The organism is Frigoribacterium sp. UYMn621, from assembly GCF_040549525.1.
Taxonomy (GTDB): Bacteria; Actinomycetota; Actinomycetes; order Actinomycetales; family Microbacteriaceae; genus Lacisediminihabitans.
Map to the genome: position 1 here is coordinate 107,691 of NZ_JBEPTM010000004.1, position 15,646 is coordinate 123,336.

Consider the following 15,646-nt stretch of genomic DNA (forward strand, 5'->3'; position numbering starts at 1 on the left):
TGGCAGACTCTGGCGTGTTCGAGTCGGTGAAGACCCTCTTGGTCGAGCATGCGGACCTTCAGGAACAACTTGCCGACCCCGAACTCCACTCCAACCCGGCCAAGTCGAAGAAGGTCAATCGGCGCTACGCCGAGCTCAGCCGCATCGTCGACGCCTACAACCGGTGGATGGCGCTCACTGACGACTTCGAGGCTGCGACCGAGATGGCGGCGGACGACGAATCCTTCGCTGAGGAGCTTCCGAACATCAAGTCGGAGCTCGACGTGATGGAGGAGCGCCTGCGCCGACTGCTCATTCCGCGGGACCCCAACGATGGTCGTGACGTGATCATGGAGATCAAGATGGGGGAGGGCGGAGCAGAGTCCGCGCTCTTCGCCGGCGATCTCCTGCGCATGTACCTGCACTATGCGGAGTCCAAGAAGTGGAAGACCGAGATCATCGAGCAGACCTCGAGCGACCTCGGCGGCATCAAGGACGTGCAGCTCGCCATCAAGGGCAACTCGACCGACCCTGCAGAGGGCGTCTGGGCGCACCTCAAGTACGAGGGCGGGGTGCACCGCGTGCAGCGCGTGCCGGCCACCGAGTCGCAGGGACGCATCCACACCTCTGCGGCGGGCGTGCTCGTCTTCCCCGAGGTTGACGAGCCCGAAGAGGTGGAGATCAGCCAGAACGATCTCAAGATCGACGTCTATCGCTCGAGCGGACCGGGCGGTCAGTCGGTGAACACCACCGACTCCGCCGTGCGCATCACCCACCTTCCCACCGGCATCGTCGTGGCCATGCAGAACGAGAAATCGCAGCTGCAGAACCGTGAGGCGGGCATGCGCGTGCTTCGGGCCCGCGTGCTCGCACGTCAGCAGGAGGAGATCGACGCCGCGGCTTCGGTCGTGCGCAAGAGCCAGATCCGCACGATGGACCGGTCAGAGCGCATCCGCACCTACAACTTTCCCGAGAACCGCATCGCCGACCACCGTACGGGCTACAAGGCCTACAACCTCGATGCCGTGATGAACGGTGCTCTCGAGCCCGTCATCCAGAGCGATATCGAAGCGGATGAAGAGTCGCGTCTCGAGGCCCTGGCCGGAGATGCGGACTAGTCTCGCCCCGCCGCGCGCCATGACCACTCCGGAAGTCCCCACAGTCTCGACGACGCTCCTCCGCGCCGTCGAACTGCTCACTCGGGCTGGAGTTCCCTCTCCCGACGTCGATGCCGAGTTGTTGCTCGGTTTCGTGCTCGGGATGAGTCGCGGCGAGGTGCAGGCGAAGGCCATCACCGGCACGGCCATCTCGGTCGCGGATGCGGCGACGATCGCCGCCCTCGTGGAGCGTCGATCGGCTCGAGAACCGCTGCAGCACATCACCGGCAGGGCGCCGTTCCGGTCGCTCGAGCTCGCGGTCGGGCCCGGCGTGTTCGTGCCGCGGCCCGAGACCGAGCAGGTGGCGCAGTTTGCCATCGATGCTTTGCGCGCGGCGGCCACTCCAGAGCCGATCGGTATCGACCTCGGCACCGGCAGTGGCGCGATCGCGCTTGCTCTCGCCACCGAGGTGCCCCACGCCCGGGTCTACGGCGTGGAGAATTCACCCGAGGCATTCATCTGGACGCGGCAGAACTTCCGCGAGAGCGGCGCAGGGAACGCTCGCGCTGTGTTCGTTGACCTCGTCGCGGCCCTGCCAGAGCTCGATGGCACCGTCTCGGTGGTCATCTCGAATCCTCCCTACATCCCCCTCGGCGCGATCCCGCGCGACCCGGAGGTGCGGCTCTTCGATCCCGGGCACGCGCTCTACGGCGGTGAGGACGGGCTGGATGTCGTGCGTCAGGTCTCACACACCGCCCGGCGCCTGCTGCACCAGGGCGGCACCCTCGTGCTGGAGCACGGTGAGCTTCAGGCGGCCGCGATTTCGGGCATCCTCGCCGCCGACGGCTGGCGTGCGATCGCCTCGCACCCGGACTTCCTCGGGCGGGACCGCTCGACGACCGCCCTGCGCTGAGGACGAGCGCCCGCCGGGGCATCCCCTCCCGCGCCGCAACTCCGGCAGGGCGGGCCAATGCGGACACTCCGGGCTGGCGCGCCGGCCCGGAGTGTCCGCATTCGCCCGGTTTCGGGCGAATGGCGCTCCCAGGCGATGGAGCTACTCTTCCGACGCCTCCAGGGCCGCGGTGCACTCCGCGATCGCCTCGGCGGTCCAGGTGCGCTGGTCTTCCGTGCCCACAAGATCGGCCCAGCGGGATGCCTCGGTGAAGGACTCGAGCGCCGCGGAGGGGTCGCCGGCCTCAAGCCGATACCAGCCGAGATTGCTGTGCAGCGACACGAGCCAGCGGCGAGTGCGTGGATCGGGTGACTCCTCGGCGAGGGACGCGGCTAGAGCGGTCCAGTCCTCTGCGCCGTCCGGGTCGACGATCGCGAGCATGTGCAGTGCATCCACCCGCAGGAAGCCGAGGTCGGCGCGATGGGCGATCGACGCGGCCTGGCGAAAGAGCCCGGCCGCGGCATCCGGATGCCCGGAGCTGTTCATGAGGCGACCAGACTCGAGGAGCACCCGCACTCCCACCACCGGAGCCGCGTCATCGAGCTCGATGAGCAGCGCCGCGGCCTCATCGAATCGTCCCTCGAGGCCGATGGCTCGGGCAAGCTGGGTCGTCAGCTCGGCACGTTCGGTGTCATCCCAGGGGCCGCCCTGCTCCAGTTCGACGCGGAAGCGCGACTCGGACTGCGCCGGATCGTCGAACAGCCAGAGTTCGTCGAGCGTCGCCTGTTCGAGCATGGTCAGTCCTTCCGTGCCTCCGCGAACGCTTCGATCGCGGCGAGAAGCGAGGGAGCATCGGTGAAATGGTGGGCCGTGATCCCGATGCTCGCAGCCCCGTCGATATTCTCCCGCATGTCGTCGGCGAAGAAGCTGTCTCGGGCGTCGATCGAGTAGCGCGCGAGCACGCTCCGGAACACCTCCGGTTCGGGCTTGCGTGCTCCGTAGTCCGAGGAGGTGTAGAGGTGATCGCCGAACACCGAAACGAGCTCAGGGGCGAGATCGCGCAGGTATTTGCCGGTCAGGGGGCCATTGTTCGTCAGAAGGGTGACCTGCCCCAGCTCGGCCGCCCTCCGCACGGCGGCGATCGAATCGCGCCACGGCTCCATCGCGGAACCGCGAATACGCACCCAGTCGGCTTCGGACACCTCGAACCCGATCGCCTCGTTGAACGCGGCAAGGTAGACCTCCGCTGAGGCGAAACCGCCGGCCTCCGCCGCGATCTCGCCCTCCTCGTGCCACCAGCGTTCCCGCAACTGCTCGAGTGACAGGCCGGTGAGTTCGGTCATGCCAGCCATCCGCCGTTGCCAGTCGTAGCCGTACAGCACTTCGTCCATGTCGAAGATGAAGAGCAGCATCAGGTGTTCCGTCCGGCGAAACGGGAGATGGCCTGGTCGAGTGCAGCGGTCTGCGGCACGCCATCCACAGCGTCGAAATCGAAGGGATACAGGTCCACAGGGCTCCTTCCGTCACCCGATTGTCTCAGGCCGCGCTGGGGGTGATGTCAACGCAGAAGCCATCGAACAGCTCGAAGTAGGATGTCTAGCGATATGGCGACGATCTATAACTGCTCTGAGCAGGACGAACTTCTCACCGGAATGCGGCTCGCACGGGTCGCCATCGGCCGGGGGGAACTCGTCGTGTTCCCCACCGACACCGTCTACGGCCTCGCCGTCGACGCCTTCAACACCTATGGGGTGCAGCGTCTTCTCGATGCCAAGGGCCGCACCAGGCAGTCGCCCCCGCCGGTGCTGATCCCGGGCATCCCCACCCTCGACGCTCTCGCCGAGACGGTACCGCCGGAGGTCCGCGCGCTCGTGGCGGAGTTCTGGCCCGGTGGCCTCACGGTGATCCTTCCCGCCAACCCCTCGCTCGACTGGGACCTCGGCGAGACCGGCGGAACCGTCGCGCTCCGGATGCCGAACAACCGCCTCGCGCTCGAACTGCTGTCGGAGACCGGGCCGCTCGCCGTGTCCTCTGCCAACCTCACCGGGGAGATTGCGGCGCGCACCGCCCAGGATGCCGAGCGGATGCTGGGCGACAGCGTCGAGGTCTACCTGGACGGAGGGGAGGTCGGCCTCGACTACGAAGCGGCCGGACTGGGATCGACGATCGTCGACGCGACCGGCCTGATCGACGGTGGCGTTCTCAAGATCGTCCGCCACGGGGTGATCACCGAGGCCCGGATCGAAGCCGTTCTCGAGAAGTTCAGCGCCGAGAACTCGCCGTGAGATTCATCTTCTACGTTGCTGCCGGCGGTCTCTCCGCCGTGGTGACGTTCGTGCTCGCGACAGCGGTCGCGAGGCTCGGCATGAAATACCGGCTCTATCCCGCCATCCGCGACCGGGACGTGCACAAGCGCCCGACCCCGCGCCTCGGGGGTATCGCCATGTTCATCGGTATCCTCACGGCCTTCGGGGTCGCGTCCCAGCTGCCCCAATTCCACCTCATCTTCGCCAAACCGGGTCCGATCTTCGCGATCCTCGGATCGGCGCTCATCATCGTGCTCATCGGTGTCGCCGACGACATCTGGGATCTCGACTGGGTCACCAAACTCGCCGGGCAGATCATCGCCGCCGGGCTCCTCGCCTGGCAGGGCGTGCAACTGACCACGCTCCCGATCGTGGGGGGAGTGGTCGTGCTCTCCTCCTACACCGGGCTGATCATCACGGTCTTCGCGATCGTGCTCGTCATGAACGCCATCAACTTCATCGATGGGCTGGACGGCCTGGTCGCCGGCGTCGCGATCATCGCCAACGGCGCATTCTTCATCTACAGCTACATCCTCGTTACCCGCAGTGCGGCAGCGGAGTACTTCAATCTCGCGCTGCTCATCTCGGCGGTTCTGATCGGCGCGTGCGTCGGCTTCCTCCCGCTGAACTGGCACCCGGCCAAGCTGTTCATGGGGGATGCCGGGGCGCTCCTCGTCGGCCTGCTGATGGCGACTTCCGCGATCTCCGTCACCGGTCAGGTGGATCTCGCCGCACTGCAGTTCACCAAGCAGCTCGTGCCCGCGTTCATCCCGATCCTGCTTCCCCTCGCCATCCTGATCATTCCGCTGCTCGACTTCGCTCTCGCGATCTTCCGCCGCCTTCGGGCGGGAAAGTCGCCCTTCAGCGCCGACCGCAAGCACCTCCATCACCGCTTGCTGGATATGGGCCATTCGGACATCCCTGCGGTGTTGATCTTCTACTCCTGGACCGCAGTGGTGTCGATCGGATGCCTGCTCTTCATGTTCTTCGACGCCATCTGGGGCGTACTGTTCATCATCGTCGGCCTGGTCATCTGCACGGCCTTCACTCTGGCGCCCCTCACCCGTCGAAAGTCCGTGGAGGCCTCCGTCCAGCTCGCCAGTGCCGACAACGACGCCGAGGCGGCCGCATCCCGGTTCGACCCCCTCGATGAGGCGGCCTACGACGCGGCATCCACCGACACCCCCACGAAGGAAGCATCATGAGCGCGATCCCCATCCTCAAGCGGATCCTGGCCTACGGCGGCGTCCTCGCGCTCGCCATCGCGGTGGTCGGGTCGGTCGTCGGACTCATCTTCGCCGGGGGAATCGGCCTCGTCAGTGCGCTCATCGGCACGGTGATGGCCGTCGTCTTTCTCGGTATCACGACGGCAAGCATCGTCCTGGCCACGAAGGTCGCGAAGGGCGACCTGCTGAGCGTCGCCTTCTTCGGGATCGTGATGGGGGCGTGGCTCGTCAAGCTCATCGTCTTCATCGTGTTGATCGTTCTTCTCAAGGACCAGCCGTGGATCCAGACCCAGGTGCTGTTCCTCACCGTGGTTGTCGCCGTGATCGGCACCCTCGTCGTGGATGTGGTGGTGATCGCGCGCTCGCGAATGCCCTACGTCAGCGACGTGAGCCTGCCAACGGATGCCGCTGCGGCCGCCGACCGACAGCAGTAGAGGTTCGGCTGGCCCCATTCTCTTGATAGAGTTATGACGAACGCCCCCCTTCTTCTCGCCGCGTGACTACACGCCCCGATTCTGGAGTTAGCGCTGCTACCCCACGCACTTAATCTCATCCTCCCGCTCGCCAGCGAAGGCGACGGCGGCGGTAGCTTCGTCGGGCCCAGTATCGGTGAATTCTTCCCGCCGATCATCGCGTTCGCTGGCACTCCCTTCGAGCTCAATCGAGTCATGCTCGTGCGCATCATCACCACGGTCATCATCATCGTGGTGTTCTCGCTGTTGACGCGATCGCTCAAGGTGGTTCCGACTCGCTGGCAGAGCGTGCTCGAGTTCGGCACCGACTTCGTGCGCGTCGGCATCGCCGAAGACCTGCTCGGCAAGAAGGACGGTCGCAAGTTCCTTCCGCTGCTCATGACCTTCTTCTTCATGATTCTGGCGATGAACTTCACCGGGGTTGTGCCCTTCGTCAATATCGCCGGCACCTCGGTGATCGGCGTGCCGCTGCTGCTCGCTGCCATCGCCTACTTCACCTGGATCATCGCCGGACTCAGGAAGCACCCCGGCAAGTTCCTGCGCAACGCGCTGTTCCCGCCCGGTGTGCCGTGGCCGCTGTACATCATCGTGACTCCGATCGAACTGATCTCGACCTTCATCGTTCGACCGGTCACCCACACGCTGCGACTCCTGATGAACATGATCGTCGGCCATCTGCTGCTCGTTCTGTTCTTCCTCGCCACCTCGTTCTTCTTCTTCGAGGCCAACGGACTGTACAAGCTCTTCGGCATCGGAACGATCGCGTTCGGGCTGGCCTTCACGGTGCTCGAACTCCTGGTCATCGTGCTGCAGGCCTACGTTTTCACCATCCTGACGGCCGTCTATCTCCAGCTCGCGCTGGCCGATGAGCACTGACCCAACCTGACTGACCAGTAACGACCTAGCACGACGCGAGTCGGGCAACCGCCCCTCGCACCATCACGGAAGGAAACACACAACGTGGACACCACTACCGTCGCCGCACTCAGCGGAAACATCGCGACGATCGGCTATGGCCTCGCAGCAATCGGCCCGGCAATCGGAGTCGGAATCGTCGTCGGAAAGACGATCGAGTCCGTCGCGCGCCAGCCTGAGCTCCAGGGCCGCCTGACCGTGCTGATGTACATCGGTATCGCCTTCACCGAGGCACTCGCCTTCATCGGTATTGCAACGTACTTCATCTTCACCACCGGACAGTAGTCATGAAACCCCTTCTTCTCGCGGCGGCTGCGGAGGCGAATCCGAATCCGCTCATCCCGAGTCTTCCGGACATCATCTGGTCGGCACTGTGCTTCATCGTGCTGTTCATCTTCTTCTGGAAGAAGGTCCTGCCGAACGTGCAGAAGACGCTCGACGCGCGTGCGGAGCTCATCGAGGGCGGCATCAAGAAGGCCGAGAACGCCCAGGCGGAGGCCGCTGCAGCTCTCGAGAAGTACAACGAGCAGCTGGCAGAGGCACGCGCCGAGGCCGCGAAGATCCGTGACCAGGCCCGTCAGGACGGCACGAAGATCCTGAACGAGCTCAAGGAGCAGGCATCCGCGGATGCCGCCCGCATCACGGTCAACGCGCAGGCGACGATCGAAGCCGAGCGCCAGTCTGCGCTCGTCTCCCTCCGCTCCGAGGTCGGATCGCTCGCGATCGACCTCGCCTCCGGCGTCATCGGGCAGAGCCTGTCCGACGACAAGAACGCGGCGAACCTGGTCGACCAGTTCCTCGCAGACCTCGAGAAGTCAGAAGCGGCAGCCAAGCCGGAGTCGGTGAACTGAACATGGGATCAGCGACCAGGGAAGCTCTCGCCGCCTCTCGGGCGGAACTTTCGTCCATGGGCTCGGCCGACCTGGCCACTGCCGATGAACTGTTCTCGGCCGGCCGGATCATCGGCGGCTCGGCTCAGCTCATCTCGATGCTCACCGACACGGCGACGGGTGCTGCGGACAAGCAGTCCATCCTCGCCGCGGTCTTCGGCACCAACCTCAGCCCGGTGACCCTCCGGCTGCTCGGCACGGCGGTCTCGCACCGCTGGTCCGACTCGGAGGACCTGCTCGCGGGTATCGAAGAACTCGGGCTACGCGCGGCAGCGGACTCCGCACCGGCGACCGTCAACATCGATGCGGAACTGTTCGCCTTCGGCACGGCGGTGTCGTCGAACTCCGAGCTCGAACTCGCGGTGAGCAGCAAGCTCGGAACCCCGGAGTCGAAGGTGGCGCTCGTCGAAGCACTTCTCGCGAAGAAGGTCTCCGCCCAGACGCTCGCGATCGTCCGCCACCTGATGCAGCAGCCCCGTGGCCGTCGTATCGGCGAGTTGCTGCGCACCGCAGCATCCATCGTGGCTGACCAGTCCGGACTCGCGGTCGCCACCATCACCAGCGCCACCCCGATTCGGGCGGTGCAGCTCGAGCGGCTGCAGAAGGGTCTCGCCGTCAAGTTCGGTCGAGCGCTCAAGTTCAACCTGATCGTCGATCCGGCCCTCATCGGCGGGCTTCGCGTGCAGGTCGGCGACACGGTCATCGACGACAGCGTCGCATCGAAGATCAAGGATCTCCGGCTCCAGCTCGCCGGATAGCGAACCCTCTCCCCACACAGACCCCCCGAAGCCGTTGGGCTTCGCGAAGACAAGGAAACAACGGAAATGGCAGACCTCACGATCAGCCCGGATGAGATCCGCGACGCGCTCAAGGACTTCGTCAAGGCCTATGACCCCGCGTCCGCCTCGACGACCGAGGTCGGTTACGTCATCGACGCAGCCGATGGGATCGCCCACGTGCAGGGTCTTCCCGGCGTCATGGCGAACGAGCTCATCAAGTTCGCCGACGGCACCCTCGGCCTCGCCCAGAACCTGGACGAGAACGAGATCGGTGTCATCGTGCTCGGCGAGTTCGGCGGAATCGTCGAGGGCCTCGAGGTCACCCGCACCGGAGAGGTGCTCTCCGTGCCCGTCGGTGATGCCTACCTCGGTCGCGTCGTCGACCCGCTCGGCGCCCCGATCGACGGTCTCGGCGAGATCACGGGCGAGAGCCGCCGGGCCCTCGAACTCCAGGCTCCCGGCGTCATGCAGCGCAAGAGCGTCCACGAGCCGATGCAGACCGGCATCAAGGCCATCGACGCCATGATCCCGATCGGTCGAGGCCAGCGCCAGCTGATCATCGGCGACCGCCAGACCGGCAAGACGGCCATCGCGATCGACACGATCATCAACCAGAAGGCCAACTGGGAGTCGGGCGACACCACAAAGCAGGTGCGCTGCATCTACGTCGCCATCGGCCAGAAGGGCTCGACCATCGCTTCGGTGAAGGGTGCGCTCGAGGATGCCGGAGCCATGGAGTACACCACCATCGTGGCGTCCCCGGCCTCCGACCCCGCCGGCTTCAAGTACCTCGCTCCCTACACCGGGTCTGCCATCGGCCAGCACTGGATGTACGGCGGCAAGCACGTGCTGATCATTTTCGACGACCTGTCAAAGCAGGCCGAGGCCTACCGCGCCGTCTCGCTGCTGCTGCGTCGCCCCCCGGGGCGCGAGGCATACCCGGGCGACGTGTTCTACCTGCACTCCCGTCTGCTCGAGCGTTGCGCGAAGCTCTCCGACGAGCTCGGTGCCGGATCGATGACCGGTCTCCCGATCATCGAGACCAAGGCGAACGACGTGTCGGCCTACATCCCGACCAACGTGATCTCGATCACCGACGGCCAGATCTTCCTGCAGTCCGACCTCTTCAATGCCAACCAGCGTCCGGCGGTCGACGTGGGAATCTCCGTCTCGCGAGTCGGTGGTGACGCGCAGGTCAAGTCGATCAAGAAGGTCTCCGGCACGCTGAAGCTCGAGCTGGCCCAGTACCGCTCGCTCGAGGCCTTCGCGATGTTCGCGTCCGACCTCGACCCGACCAGCCGCCGCCAGCTCGCCCGCGGCGCCCGCCTCACCGAGCTCCTGCGCCAGCCGCAGTACTCGCCGTACCCCGTCGAGGAGCAGGTCGTCTCGATCTGGGCCGGAACGAACGGCAAGCTCGACGAGGTCGCCGTGGAAGACGTGCTGCGTTTCGAGCGCGAGCTGCTCGACTACCTCGGTCGCAACACCGAGGTGCTGGCGAAGCTGAAGGCCACGAACGTGCTGGATGACGACACGGTGAAGGCACTCGACGAGGGCGTGGACAAGTTCAAGCTCGAGTTCCAGACCGGCGAGGGCAAGCCGCTCGCCTCGGTCGGAACCGAGGAGTTCGAGCCCATCGAGCCCGAGGACATCGCCCAGGAGCAGATCGTCAAGCAGAGGCGCTAGCCGGGTTCGACACGGGCCGGGTTCGACACGGGCAGCTCTCGACACGGGCGCAGGCGGCCTACTCGACCAACATTTCATCGAACTGAAGTACACACGAACAGAAAGTTAGACAGACATGGGAGCGCAACTTCGGGTCTACCGGCAGAAGATCAAGTCTGCCCAGACGACCAAGAAGATCACTCGAGCCATGGAGCTGATCTCCGCCTCACGCATCCAGAAGGCGCAGGCGAGGGTCGCGGCATCCGGACCATACTCGCGTGCTGTCACTCGTGCCGTGTCGGCTGTGGCCACCTTCTCGAACGTCGATCACCTCCTCACCACCGAGCCGGAGAAGGTCGAGCGCGCCGCTGTCGTGCTCTTCACCTCCGATCGCGGGCTCGCCGGTGCGTTCAGCACGAACGTGGTGCGTGAGTCGAGCGAGCTCGTCACCCTGCTGCAGAGCCAGGGCAAGGAGGTCGTCTACTACCTCGTCGGTCGCAAGGCGGCGGCGTATTTCGCCTTCCGCAAACGCGCCGCTGAGCAGATCTGGACGGGCGGCACCGAGAAGCCCGAGTTCGAGACCGCGAAGTCGATCGGCGAGACTCTCGTCGCGAAGTTCATCCAGCCGGCGGGCGAGGGCGGGGTGGACGAGATCCACATCGTCTACAACCGCTTCGTGAGTGTTGTCACGCAGGTTCCCGAGGTCGTCAGGCTGCTGCCCCTCGAGGTCGTCGAGGGCGTGGAGGCCCCCGAGGACAACGACGTGCTGCCGCTCTACTCGTTCGAGCCCGAGGTCGATGATGTGCTGGATGCCCTGCTTCCGGTGTATATCGAGAGCCGCATCTTCAACGCGATGCTGCAGTCCGCGGCATCCGAGCACGCGGCCCGCCAGCGGGCGATGAAGTCGGCGAGCGACAACGCCGACAAGCTCATCACCACCTTCACCCGCCTGGCGAACAACGCGCGCCAGTCCGAGATCACCCAGCAGATTTCCGAGATCGTCGGCGGCGCCGATGCACTCTCGCCCAAGAAGTAAGCGCTGAAGCGCTCAGAAGAAGCCCAGGAGAATCGAGAAGCACATGACTATCACAGCCCCTGCTGACCAGACCACGGCTCAGCCCGCCGGAATCGGACGCATCGCCCGCGTCACCGGTCCCGTCGTCGACATCGAGTTTCCGCACGATGCCATCCCCGGCATCTACAACGCCCTGAAGACCACGGTCACCATCGGCGAGGACTCCACCGAGATCACCCTCGAGGTCGCACAGCACCTCGGCGACGACCTCGTGCGTGCCATCGCACTGAAGCCCACCGACGGCCTCGTCCGTGGCCAGGAGGTGCGCGACACCGGCGGACCGATCACGGTTCCCGTCGGAGACGCCACCAAAGGCAAGGTCTTCAACGTCATCGGCGAGGTGCTCAACGGTGAGCCCGGCGAGACCTACGAGTGGGCAGACCGCTGGTCGATCCACCGCGAGCCCCCGCCCTTCGACCAGCTCGAGTCGAAGACCGAACTCTTCGAGACCGGCATCAAGGTCATCGACCTGCTCACCCCCTATGTGCTCGGCGGAAAGATCGGTCTCTTCGGAGGCGCCGGTGTCGGCAAGACCGTGCTCATCCAGGAGATGATCCAGCGTGTCGCGCAGGACCACGGCGGAGTCTCGGTGTTCGCCGGTGTCGGCGAGCGCACCCGTGAGGGCAACGACCTCATCGCCGAGATGGAGGAGGCGGGTGTCTTCGACAAGACCGCCCTCGTCTTCGGCCAGATGGACGAGCCGCCGGGGACGCGTCTTCGCGTCGCCCTTTCGGCCCTCACCATGGCGGAGTACTTCCGCGATGTGCAGAACCAGGATGTGTTGCTCTTCATCGACAACATCTTCCGGTTCACCCAGGCCGGTTCCGAGGTCTCCACGCTGCTCGGTCGCATGCCGTCCGCGGTGGGATACCAGCCGAACCTCGCCGATGAGATGGGCATCCTGCAGGAGCGCATCACCTCGACGCGGGGACACTCGATCACCTCACTCCAGGCGATCTACGTGCCGGCGGATGACTACACCGACCCCGCTCCGGCGACCACCTTCGCGCACCTCGATGCGACGACCGAGCTCAGCCGCGAGATCGCGTCGCAGGGCCTCTACCCGGCCGTCGACCCGCTCACCTCGACCAGCCGCATCCTCGACCCCCGGTACCTGGGTGCAGACCACTACCGCGTGGCGACCAACGTCAAGGCGATCCTGCAGAAGAACAAGGAACTCCAGGAGATCATCGCGATCCTGGGTGTCGACGAGCTCTCCGAGGAAGACAAGATCACCGTCTCCCGTGCGCGCCGCATTCAGCAGTTCCTCTCGCAGAACACCTACATGGCGAAGAAGTTCACCGGTGTCGAGGGATCGACCGTGCCGCTCAAGGACACCATCGAGTCGTTCGACGCGATCGTGAAGGGTGACTTCGACCACGTGGCCACCCAAGCCTTCTTCAACGTCGGTGGCATCAACGACGTCGAAGAGCAGTGGGCGAAGATCCAGAAGGAGAACGGCTAAGAATGGCCGAGACTGGTGCTCGTCAGCTGCAGGTGAGTGTCGTGTCGGCCGACCACGAGGTCTGGTCCGGCACGGCAACGATGGTGGTCGCGCGAACCACCGAGGGAGAGATCGGAATCCTCCCCGGCCATGAGCCGCTGTTGGCGATTCTCAGCGCCGGAGAAGTCCGGATCACCACGGGCTCCGGATCCGCCGCGGTGCGGGCGAACGCCGAGGATGGTTTCCTCTCGGTGGAGCACGACACCGTCACCATCGTCGCACGCAACGCCGCGCTCGTTCAGGGCTGACTTCTTCCGATGCTGATCGCGATGGCTGGGCTGCCGGCGGCGGGCAAGAGCACTATCGCCGAGATTCTCGGCGGGAGGCTCTCCGCGTCGGTGGTCTCGGTCGATCCGATCGAGTCGGCGATTCTCGAGGCGGGGATCGATAGCGACCAGCCGACGGGACTCGCCGCCTACCTGGTTGCGGAGACCATCGCCGCGCTCGTTCTCGAGTCCGGCCATAGTGTGATCGTCGACGCCGTCAACGGAGTCGATCCTGCCCGGGAGCAGTGGGTGGAGCTGGCCAAGTCCCGCGGCGAGACGCTTCGCTTCATCGAAGTCGTCTGTTCCGATCCCGCACTGCACCGCGAACGCCTCCACGCTCGTGGGCGTCGTTTTCCGCACGTGAACGAGCCGAGCTGGCACGCCGTCGAGCAGAGCCTCGACGAGTATCTGCCCTGGGCCGGTGCCAGTGCCGCGGTGCCGCGGATCACGCTGGATTCGGCGCAACCTCTCGGCGTGAACGTGGATTCCGCGCTCGCGTTCATCACCGGCTAGTGCTGGTACTGCTGCCCCCTTCGGAGACGAAACGCGACGGGGGTGACGACGACGCGCGGCTGGACCTGTCGCGACTGAGTCATCCCTCCCTGACCGCACAGCGGCGCTCCGCCCTCTCCGCGACGCGGGCGCTGTCGAGCAATCGTGCCACCATGGCTGCCGCTCTGAAGCTCGGTGCCAGCCAGCAGTTCGAGGTGACCCGCAATCGGCAGTTGCGATCCTCGCCCACCACTCCCGCTCTCGAGCGCTATACCGGCGTGCTCTATGACGCCCTCGACGCCCGCACGCTTTCGACCGGCGGCCGGGCCTTCGCCCGGGATCACGTGCTCATCCATTCCGCGCTGTTCGGCCTCCTCGGTGCCGACGATCCGATTCCCGCCTACCGGCTGTCCCACGATTCGAGGCTGCCGGACCTTCCGCTTAAGAAGCTGTGGCGTGAGCGCATCTCCGCGGTGCTGGCCGCCACCGACGGAGTGATCCTCGACCTGCGATCGGAGAGCTACGTCGAACTCGGACCGGCTCCGCTGGGGCCCGAGAGCGCCGTCGTGCGTGTCGTCTCCGACTCCGGTTCCGGGCCGCGACGGGCCCTCAACCACTTCAACAAGAAGGGCAAGGGCGAGTTCGTGCGCATCCTCTGCGAGGCGGCCATCGACCACTCGAGTATCGATTCGCTGCTGGAGTGGTCAGTCGGCGCGGGCATCCGCCTCGAGCGGGGCGCGGTGGGCGAGTTGGACCTCGTCGTCTGACAGGGAGCGTCCGACCGGGAGCGGCTGACCGGGAGCGTCCGACCGGGAGCCTCAGATTGGGAGAGGCTGACTGGGAAGCTCCGGCGCGTCAGGCCGCGCGCCAGCATCCCTCGACGTGATCGTCGACCATGCCGGATGACTGCATCAGGGCGTACATGGTGGTTGGCCCTACGAATCGAAGCCCGATCGCCCTCAGCCCCGCGCTCATCGCGGTCGACTCCGCGGTCACCGCGGGGATGTCCCCGAAGCTCGCCGGGCGGGGCCGGGCGCCGCGGGGCGGAGCAAAGCCCCACAGCAGTCGGTCGAAGGCACCGGGGTCATCCTGCACGAGCTGGCGCACGATGACCGCGTTGGAGATCGTGGCCTCGATCTTCGCTCGGTTGCGGATGATGCCGGGGTCGAGCATGAGGTGCTCGACATCCTGCTCGGTGAACTCCGCCACTCGATCAATGTCGAAGTCACGGAACGCGGCTCGGAAGGTCTGCCTCCGGCGCAGGATCGTGATCCAGGACAGACCGGCCTGGAACCCCTCGAGGCTCACTTTCTCGAAGAGGGGCCGATCTCCCCGAAGCTCGACTCCCCATTCCTCGTCGTGATAGCGGCGATACTCCTCGTCGCCGGCACCCCACGCGCAACGGACCAGCCCGTCCTCCCCGAGCAGGACGGCGCTCCTCGGCTCGCTCATCCCCGGTGGCCGATGCCCTCGTGGTCGAGCAACCAGACCTTGGTCGGGATGCCGTTGCCGCCGCTGTAGCCGGTGATGCGGCTGTTGGCGGCGAGCACCCGATGACAGGGGACCAGAATGGGCACCGGATTGGCTCCGACCGCGCCCCCGACCGCCCGGCCGGCCGAGGCGCGCCCGGTGGATAGCCCGAGGTCTCCGTAGGAAATCACCTCGCCGAACCTCAGCTGAGCCAGTCGTGCCCACACCGAGCGCTGAAAATCCGTGCCGCCGAGGGCGATCGGCACGTCGAAGGAGGTGCGTGTACCGGCGAAGTATTCGGAGAGCTGGGTGGCGGCTCGGTCGAGTACCGCGTCGCTGTGCTCCTCCTGCTCGTCATGAGGCAGGACCCCGCCGCGTTCGATGGTCAACGAGATGACGGCGGCACCGTTGCCGACCAGTTCTATGCGGCCGATGGGACTGTCGAGCCGGCGCAGCCGGAGCGAGGGAGGAACAGTCTCAGCAACCGTGTCAGCCGCGGTGGCGATTGTGGGGGAGAGGGTGGTCATGATTCGACTGTAGTTGCGGCATCCGTCAGTTCTCTCGCGGGAATCGGACATCGGTTCGCAACCGCGAAGCGCCCTGGGCTGTGCAGGAGGGGA

The 15,646-nt window shown here is 65.7% G+C and carries 19 protein-coding genes; 15 read left to right on the top strand and 4 right to left on the bottom strand.

The window, feature by feature from the left end; all coding sequences use genetic code 11:
* Nucleotides 1-14: 14 nt before the first annotated feature.
* Both prfA and prmC read left to right on the top strand, forming a co-directional pair.
* Nucleotides 15-1,097, top strand: a complete 1,083-nt coding sequence (gene prfA, locus ABIB54_RS08840) for a peptide chain release factor 1 (RefSeq protein ID WP_354575355.1) — start codon at nt 15-17, stop codon at nt 1,095-1,097.
* Nucleotides 1,098-1,116: 19 nt separating this feature from the next.
* Nucleotides 1,117-1,989 carry a peptide chain release factor N(5)-glutamine methyltransferase gene (gene prmC / locus ABIB54_RS08845; protein WP_354575159.1) on the top strand — a complete coding sequence of 291 codons (873 nt, stop codon included), beginning with the start codon at nt 1,117-1,119 and terminating at the stop codon, nt 1,987-1,989.
* A 141-nt stretch (nt 1,990-2,130) separates the two neighbouring features.
* Here prmC and ABIB54_RS08850 read toward each other — a convergent pair whose 3' ends face one another.
* Together ABIB54_RS08850 and ABIB54_RS08855 are read right to left on the bottom strand one after the other, a co-directional pair.
* Entirely contained in the window at nt 2,131-2,763 is a 633-nt protein-coding gene (locus tag ABIB54_RS08850) for a hypothetical protein (protein WP_354575160.1), read from the bottom strand.
* Nucleotides 2,764-2,765: 2 nt separating this feature from the next.
* Nucleotides 2,766-3,380, bottom strand: coding sequence for an HAD family hydrolase (locus ABIB54_RS08855; protein ID WP_354575161.1), 615 nt, complete (start codon nt 3,378-3,380; stop codon nt 2,766-2,768).
* Between the two features lie 192 nt (nt 3,381-3,572).
* On the opposite strand from ABIB54_RS08855, the gene ABIB54_RS08860 reads away from it, so the two are divergent.
* From ABIB54_RS08860 to ABIB54_RS08920, 13 genes are all read left to right on the top strand, one after another.
* The gene (locus ABIB54_RS08860; RefSeq protein WP_354575162.1) at nt 3,573-4,253 is read left to right on the top strand and encodes an L-threonylcarbamoyladenylate synthase; all 681 of its coding nucleotides are present in this window, start codon (nt 3,573-3,575) and stop codon (nt 4,251-4,253) included.
* Nucleotides 4,250-5,479, top strand: coding sequence for an MraY family glycosyltransferase (locus ABIB54_RS08865; RefSeq protein ID WP_354575163.1), 1,230 nt, complete (start codon nt 4,250-4,252; stop codon nt 5,477-5,479). Before ABIB54_RS08860 ends, ABIB54_RS08865 begins: the two co-directional genes overlap by 4 nt.
* Entirely contained in the window at nt 5,476-5,934 is a 459-nt protein-coding gene (locus tag ABIB54_RS08870; protein WP_354575165.1) for a Cg1360 family ATP-synthase-associated protein, read from the top strand. The genes ABIB54_RS08865 and ABIB54_RS08870 overlap by 4 nt, the downstream gene beginning before the upstream one ends.
* 81 nt (nt 5,935-6,015) lie before the next feature.
* Nucleotides 6,016-6,849, top strand: a complete 834-nt coding sequence (gene atpB / locus ABIB54_RS08875) for a F0F1 ATP synthase subunit A (RefSeq protein ID WP_502917111.1) — start codon at nt 6,016-6,018, stop codon at nt 6,847-6,849.
* 84 nt (nt 6,850-6,933) lie between these two features.
* A complete protein-coding gene (gene atpE, locus ABIB54_RS08880) occupies nt 6,934-7,173 on the top strand; it encodes an ATP synthase F0 subunit C (RefSeq protein ID WP_147784898.1) in 240 nt (79 codons plus the stop codon).
* A gap of 2 nt (nt 7,174-7,175) precedes the next feature.
* On the top strand, nt 7,176-7,739 hold the full coding sequence (locus ABIB54_RS08885) for a F0F1 ATP synthase subunit B (protein WP_354575166.1): 564 nt from the start codon (nt 7,176-7,178) through the stop codon (nt 7,737-7,739).
* 2 nt (nt 7,740-7,741) lie between these two features.
* Entirely contained in the window at nt 7,742-8,536 is a 795-nt protein-coding gene (locus tag ABIB54_RS08890; protein ID WP_354575167.1) for a F0F1 ATP synthase subunit delta, read from the top strand.
* 66 nt (nt 8,537-8,602) lie between these two features.
* Nucleotides 8,603-10,240 (top strand): F0F1 ATP synthase subunit alpha, encoded by a 1,638-nt coding sequence (atpA, locus tag ABIB54_RS08895; RefSeq protein WP_354575168.1) that lies wholly within the window; start codon nt 8,603-8,605, stop codon nt 10,238-10,240.
* Between the two features lie 115 nt (nt 10,241-10,355).
* The gene (locus tag ABIB54_RS08900) at nt 10,356-11,255 is read left to right on the top strand and encodes a F0F1 ATP synthase subunit gamma (RefSeq protein WP_354575170.1); all 900 of its coding nucleotides are present in this window, start codon (nt 10,356-10,358) and stop codon (nt 11,253-11,255) included.
* Nucleotides 11,256-11,298: 43 nt separating this feature from the next.
* Nucleotides 11,299-12,759, top strand: a complete 1,461-nt coding sequence (gene atpD, locus ABIB54_RS08905; RefSeq protein WP_354575171.1) for a F0F1 ATP synthase subunit beta — start codon at nt 11,299-11,301, stop codon at nt 12,757-12,759.
* A 2-nt stretch (nt 12,760-12,761) separates the two neighbouring features.
* Nucleotides 12,762-13,046 carry a F0F1 ATP synthase subunit epsilon gene (locus ABIB54_RS08910; RefSeq protein WP_354575172.1) on the top strand — a complete coding sequence of 95 codons (285 nt, stop codon included), beginning with the start codon at nt 12,762-12,764 and terminating at the stop codon, nt 13,044-13,046.
* 21 nt (nt 13,047-13,067) lie between these two features.
* Nucleotides 13,068-13,577, top strand: coding sequence for a P-loop nucleotide/nucleoside kinase family protein (locus tag ABIB54_RS08915; RefSeq protein WP_354575173.1), 510 nt, complete (start codon nt 13,068-13,070; stop codon nt 13,575-13,577).
* Nucleotides 13,577-14,323 (top strand): YaaA family protein, encoded by a 747-nt coding sequence (locus ABIB54_RS08920; protein ID WP_354575174.1) that lies wholly within the window; start codon nt 13,577-13,579, stop codon nt 14,321-14,323. Before ABIB54_RS08915 ends, ABIB54_RS08920 begins: the two co-directional genes overlap by 1 nt.
* An 88-nt stretch (nt 14,324-14,411) precedes the next feature.
* On the opposite strand, the gene ABIB54_RS08925 is transcribed toward ABIB54_RS08920, so the two are convergent.
* Nucleotides 14,412-15,008: a DNA-3-methyladenine glycosylase I gene (locus tag ABIB54_RS08925; protein WP_354575175.1), complete on the bottom strand. Its 597-nt coding sequence runs from the start codon at nt 15,006-15,008 to the stop codon at nt 14,412-14,414.
* Entirely contained in the window at nt 15,005-15,553 is a 549-nt protein-coding gene (locus ABIB54_RS08930) for a methylated-DNA--[protein]-cysteine S-methyltransferase (RefSeq protein WP_354575176.1), read from the bottom strand. Before ABIB54_RS08930 ends, ABIB54_RS08925 begins: the two co-directional genes overlap by 4 nt.
* Nucleotides 15,554-15,646: the final 93 nt, after the last annotated feature.

What these genes read in the sequence shown, in the direction of transcription:
- prmC (WP_354575159.1), top strand. Translation starts at nt 1,117, where the DNA reads ATGACCACTCCGGAAGTCCCCACAGTCTCGACGACGCTCCTCCGCGCC.
- ABIB54_RS08850 (WP_354575160.1), bottom strand. Translation starts at nt 2,763, where the DNA reads ATGCTCGAACAGGCGACGCTCGACGAACTCTGGCTGTTCGACGATCCG.
- ABIB54_RS08855 (WP_354575161.1), bottom strand. Translation starts at nt 3,380, where the DNA reads ATGCTGCTCTTCATCTTCGACATGGACGAAGTGCTGTACGGCTACGAC.
- ABIB54_RS08860 (WP_354575162.1), top strand. Translation starts at nt 3,573, where the DNA reads ATGGCGACGATCTATAACTGCTCTGAGCAGGACGAACTTCTCACCGGA.
- ABIB54_RS08870 (WP_354575165.1), top strand. Translation starts at nt 5,476, where the DNA reads ATGAGCGCGATCCCCATCCTCAAGCGGATCCTGGCCTACGGCGGCGTC.
- ABIB54_RS08885 (WP_354575166.1), top strand. Translation starts at nt 7,176, where the DNA reads ATGAAACCCCTTCTTCTCGCGGCGGCTGCGGAGGCGAATCCGAATCCG.
- ABIB54_RS08890 (WP_354575167.1), top strand. Translation starts at nt 7,742, where the DNA reads ATGGGATCAGCGACCAGGGAAGCTCTCGCCGCCTCTCGGGCGGAACTT.
- atpA (WP_354575168.1), top strand. Translation starts at nt 8,603, where the DNA reads ATGGCAGACCTCACGATCAGCCCGGATGAGATCCGCGACGCGCTCAAG.
- ABIB54_RS08900 (WP_354575170.1), top strand. Translation starts at nt 10,356, where the DNA reads ATGGGAGCGCAACTTCGGGTCTACCGGCAGAAGATCAAGTCTGCCCAG.
- atpD (WP_354575171.1), top strand. Translation starts at nt 11,299, where the DNA reads ATGACTATCACAGCCCCTGCTGACCAGACCACGGCTCAGCCCGCCGGA.
- ABIB54_RS08910 (WP_354575172.1), top strand. Translation starts at nt 12,762, where the DNA reads ATGGCCGAGACTGGTGCTCGTCAGCTGCAGGTGAGTGTCGTGTCGGCC.
- ABIB54_RS08915 (WP_354575173.1), top strand. Translation starts at nt 13,068, where the DNA reads ATGGCTGGGCTGCCGGCGGCGGGCAAGAGCACTATCGCCGAGATTCTC.
- ABIB54_RS08925 (WP_354575175.1), bottom strand. Translation starts at nt 15,008, where the DNA reads ATGAGCGAGCCGAGGAGCGCCGTCCTGCTCGGGGAGGACGGGCTGGTC.
- ABIB54_RS08930 (WP_354575176.1), bottom strand. Translation starts at nt 15,553, where the DNA reads ATGACCACCCTCTCCCCCACAATCGCCACCGCGGCTGACACGGTTGCT.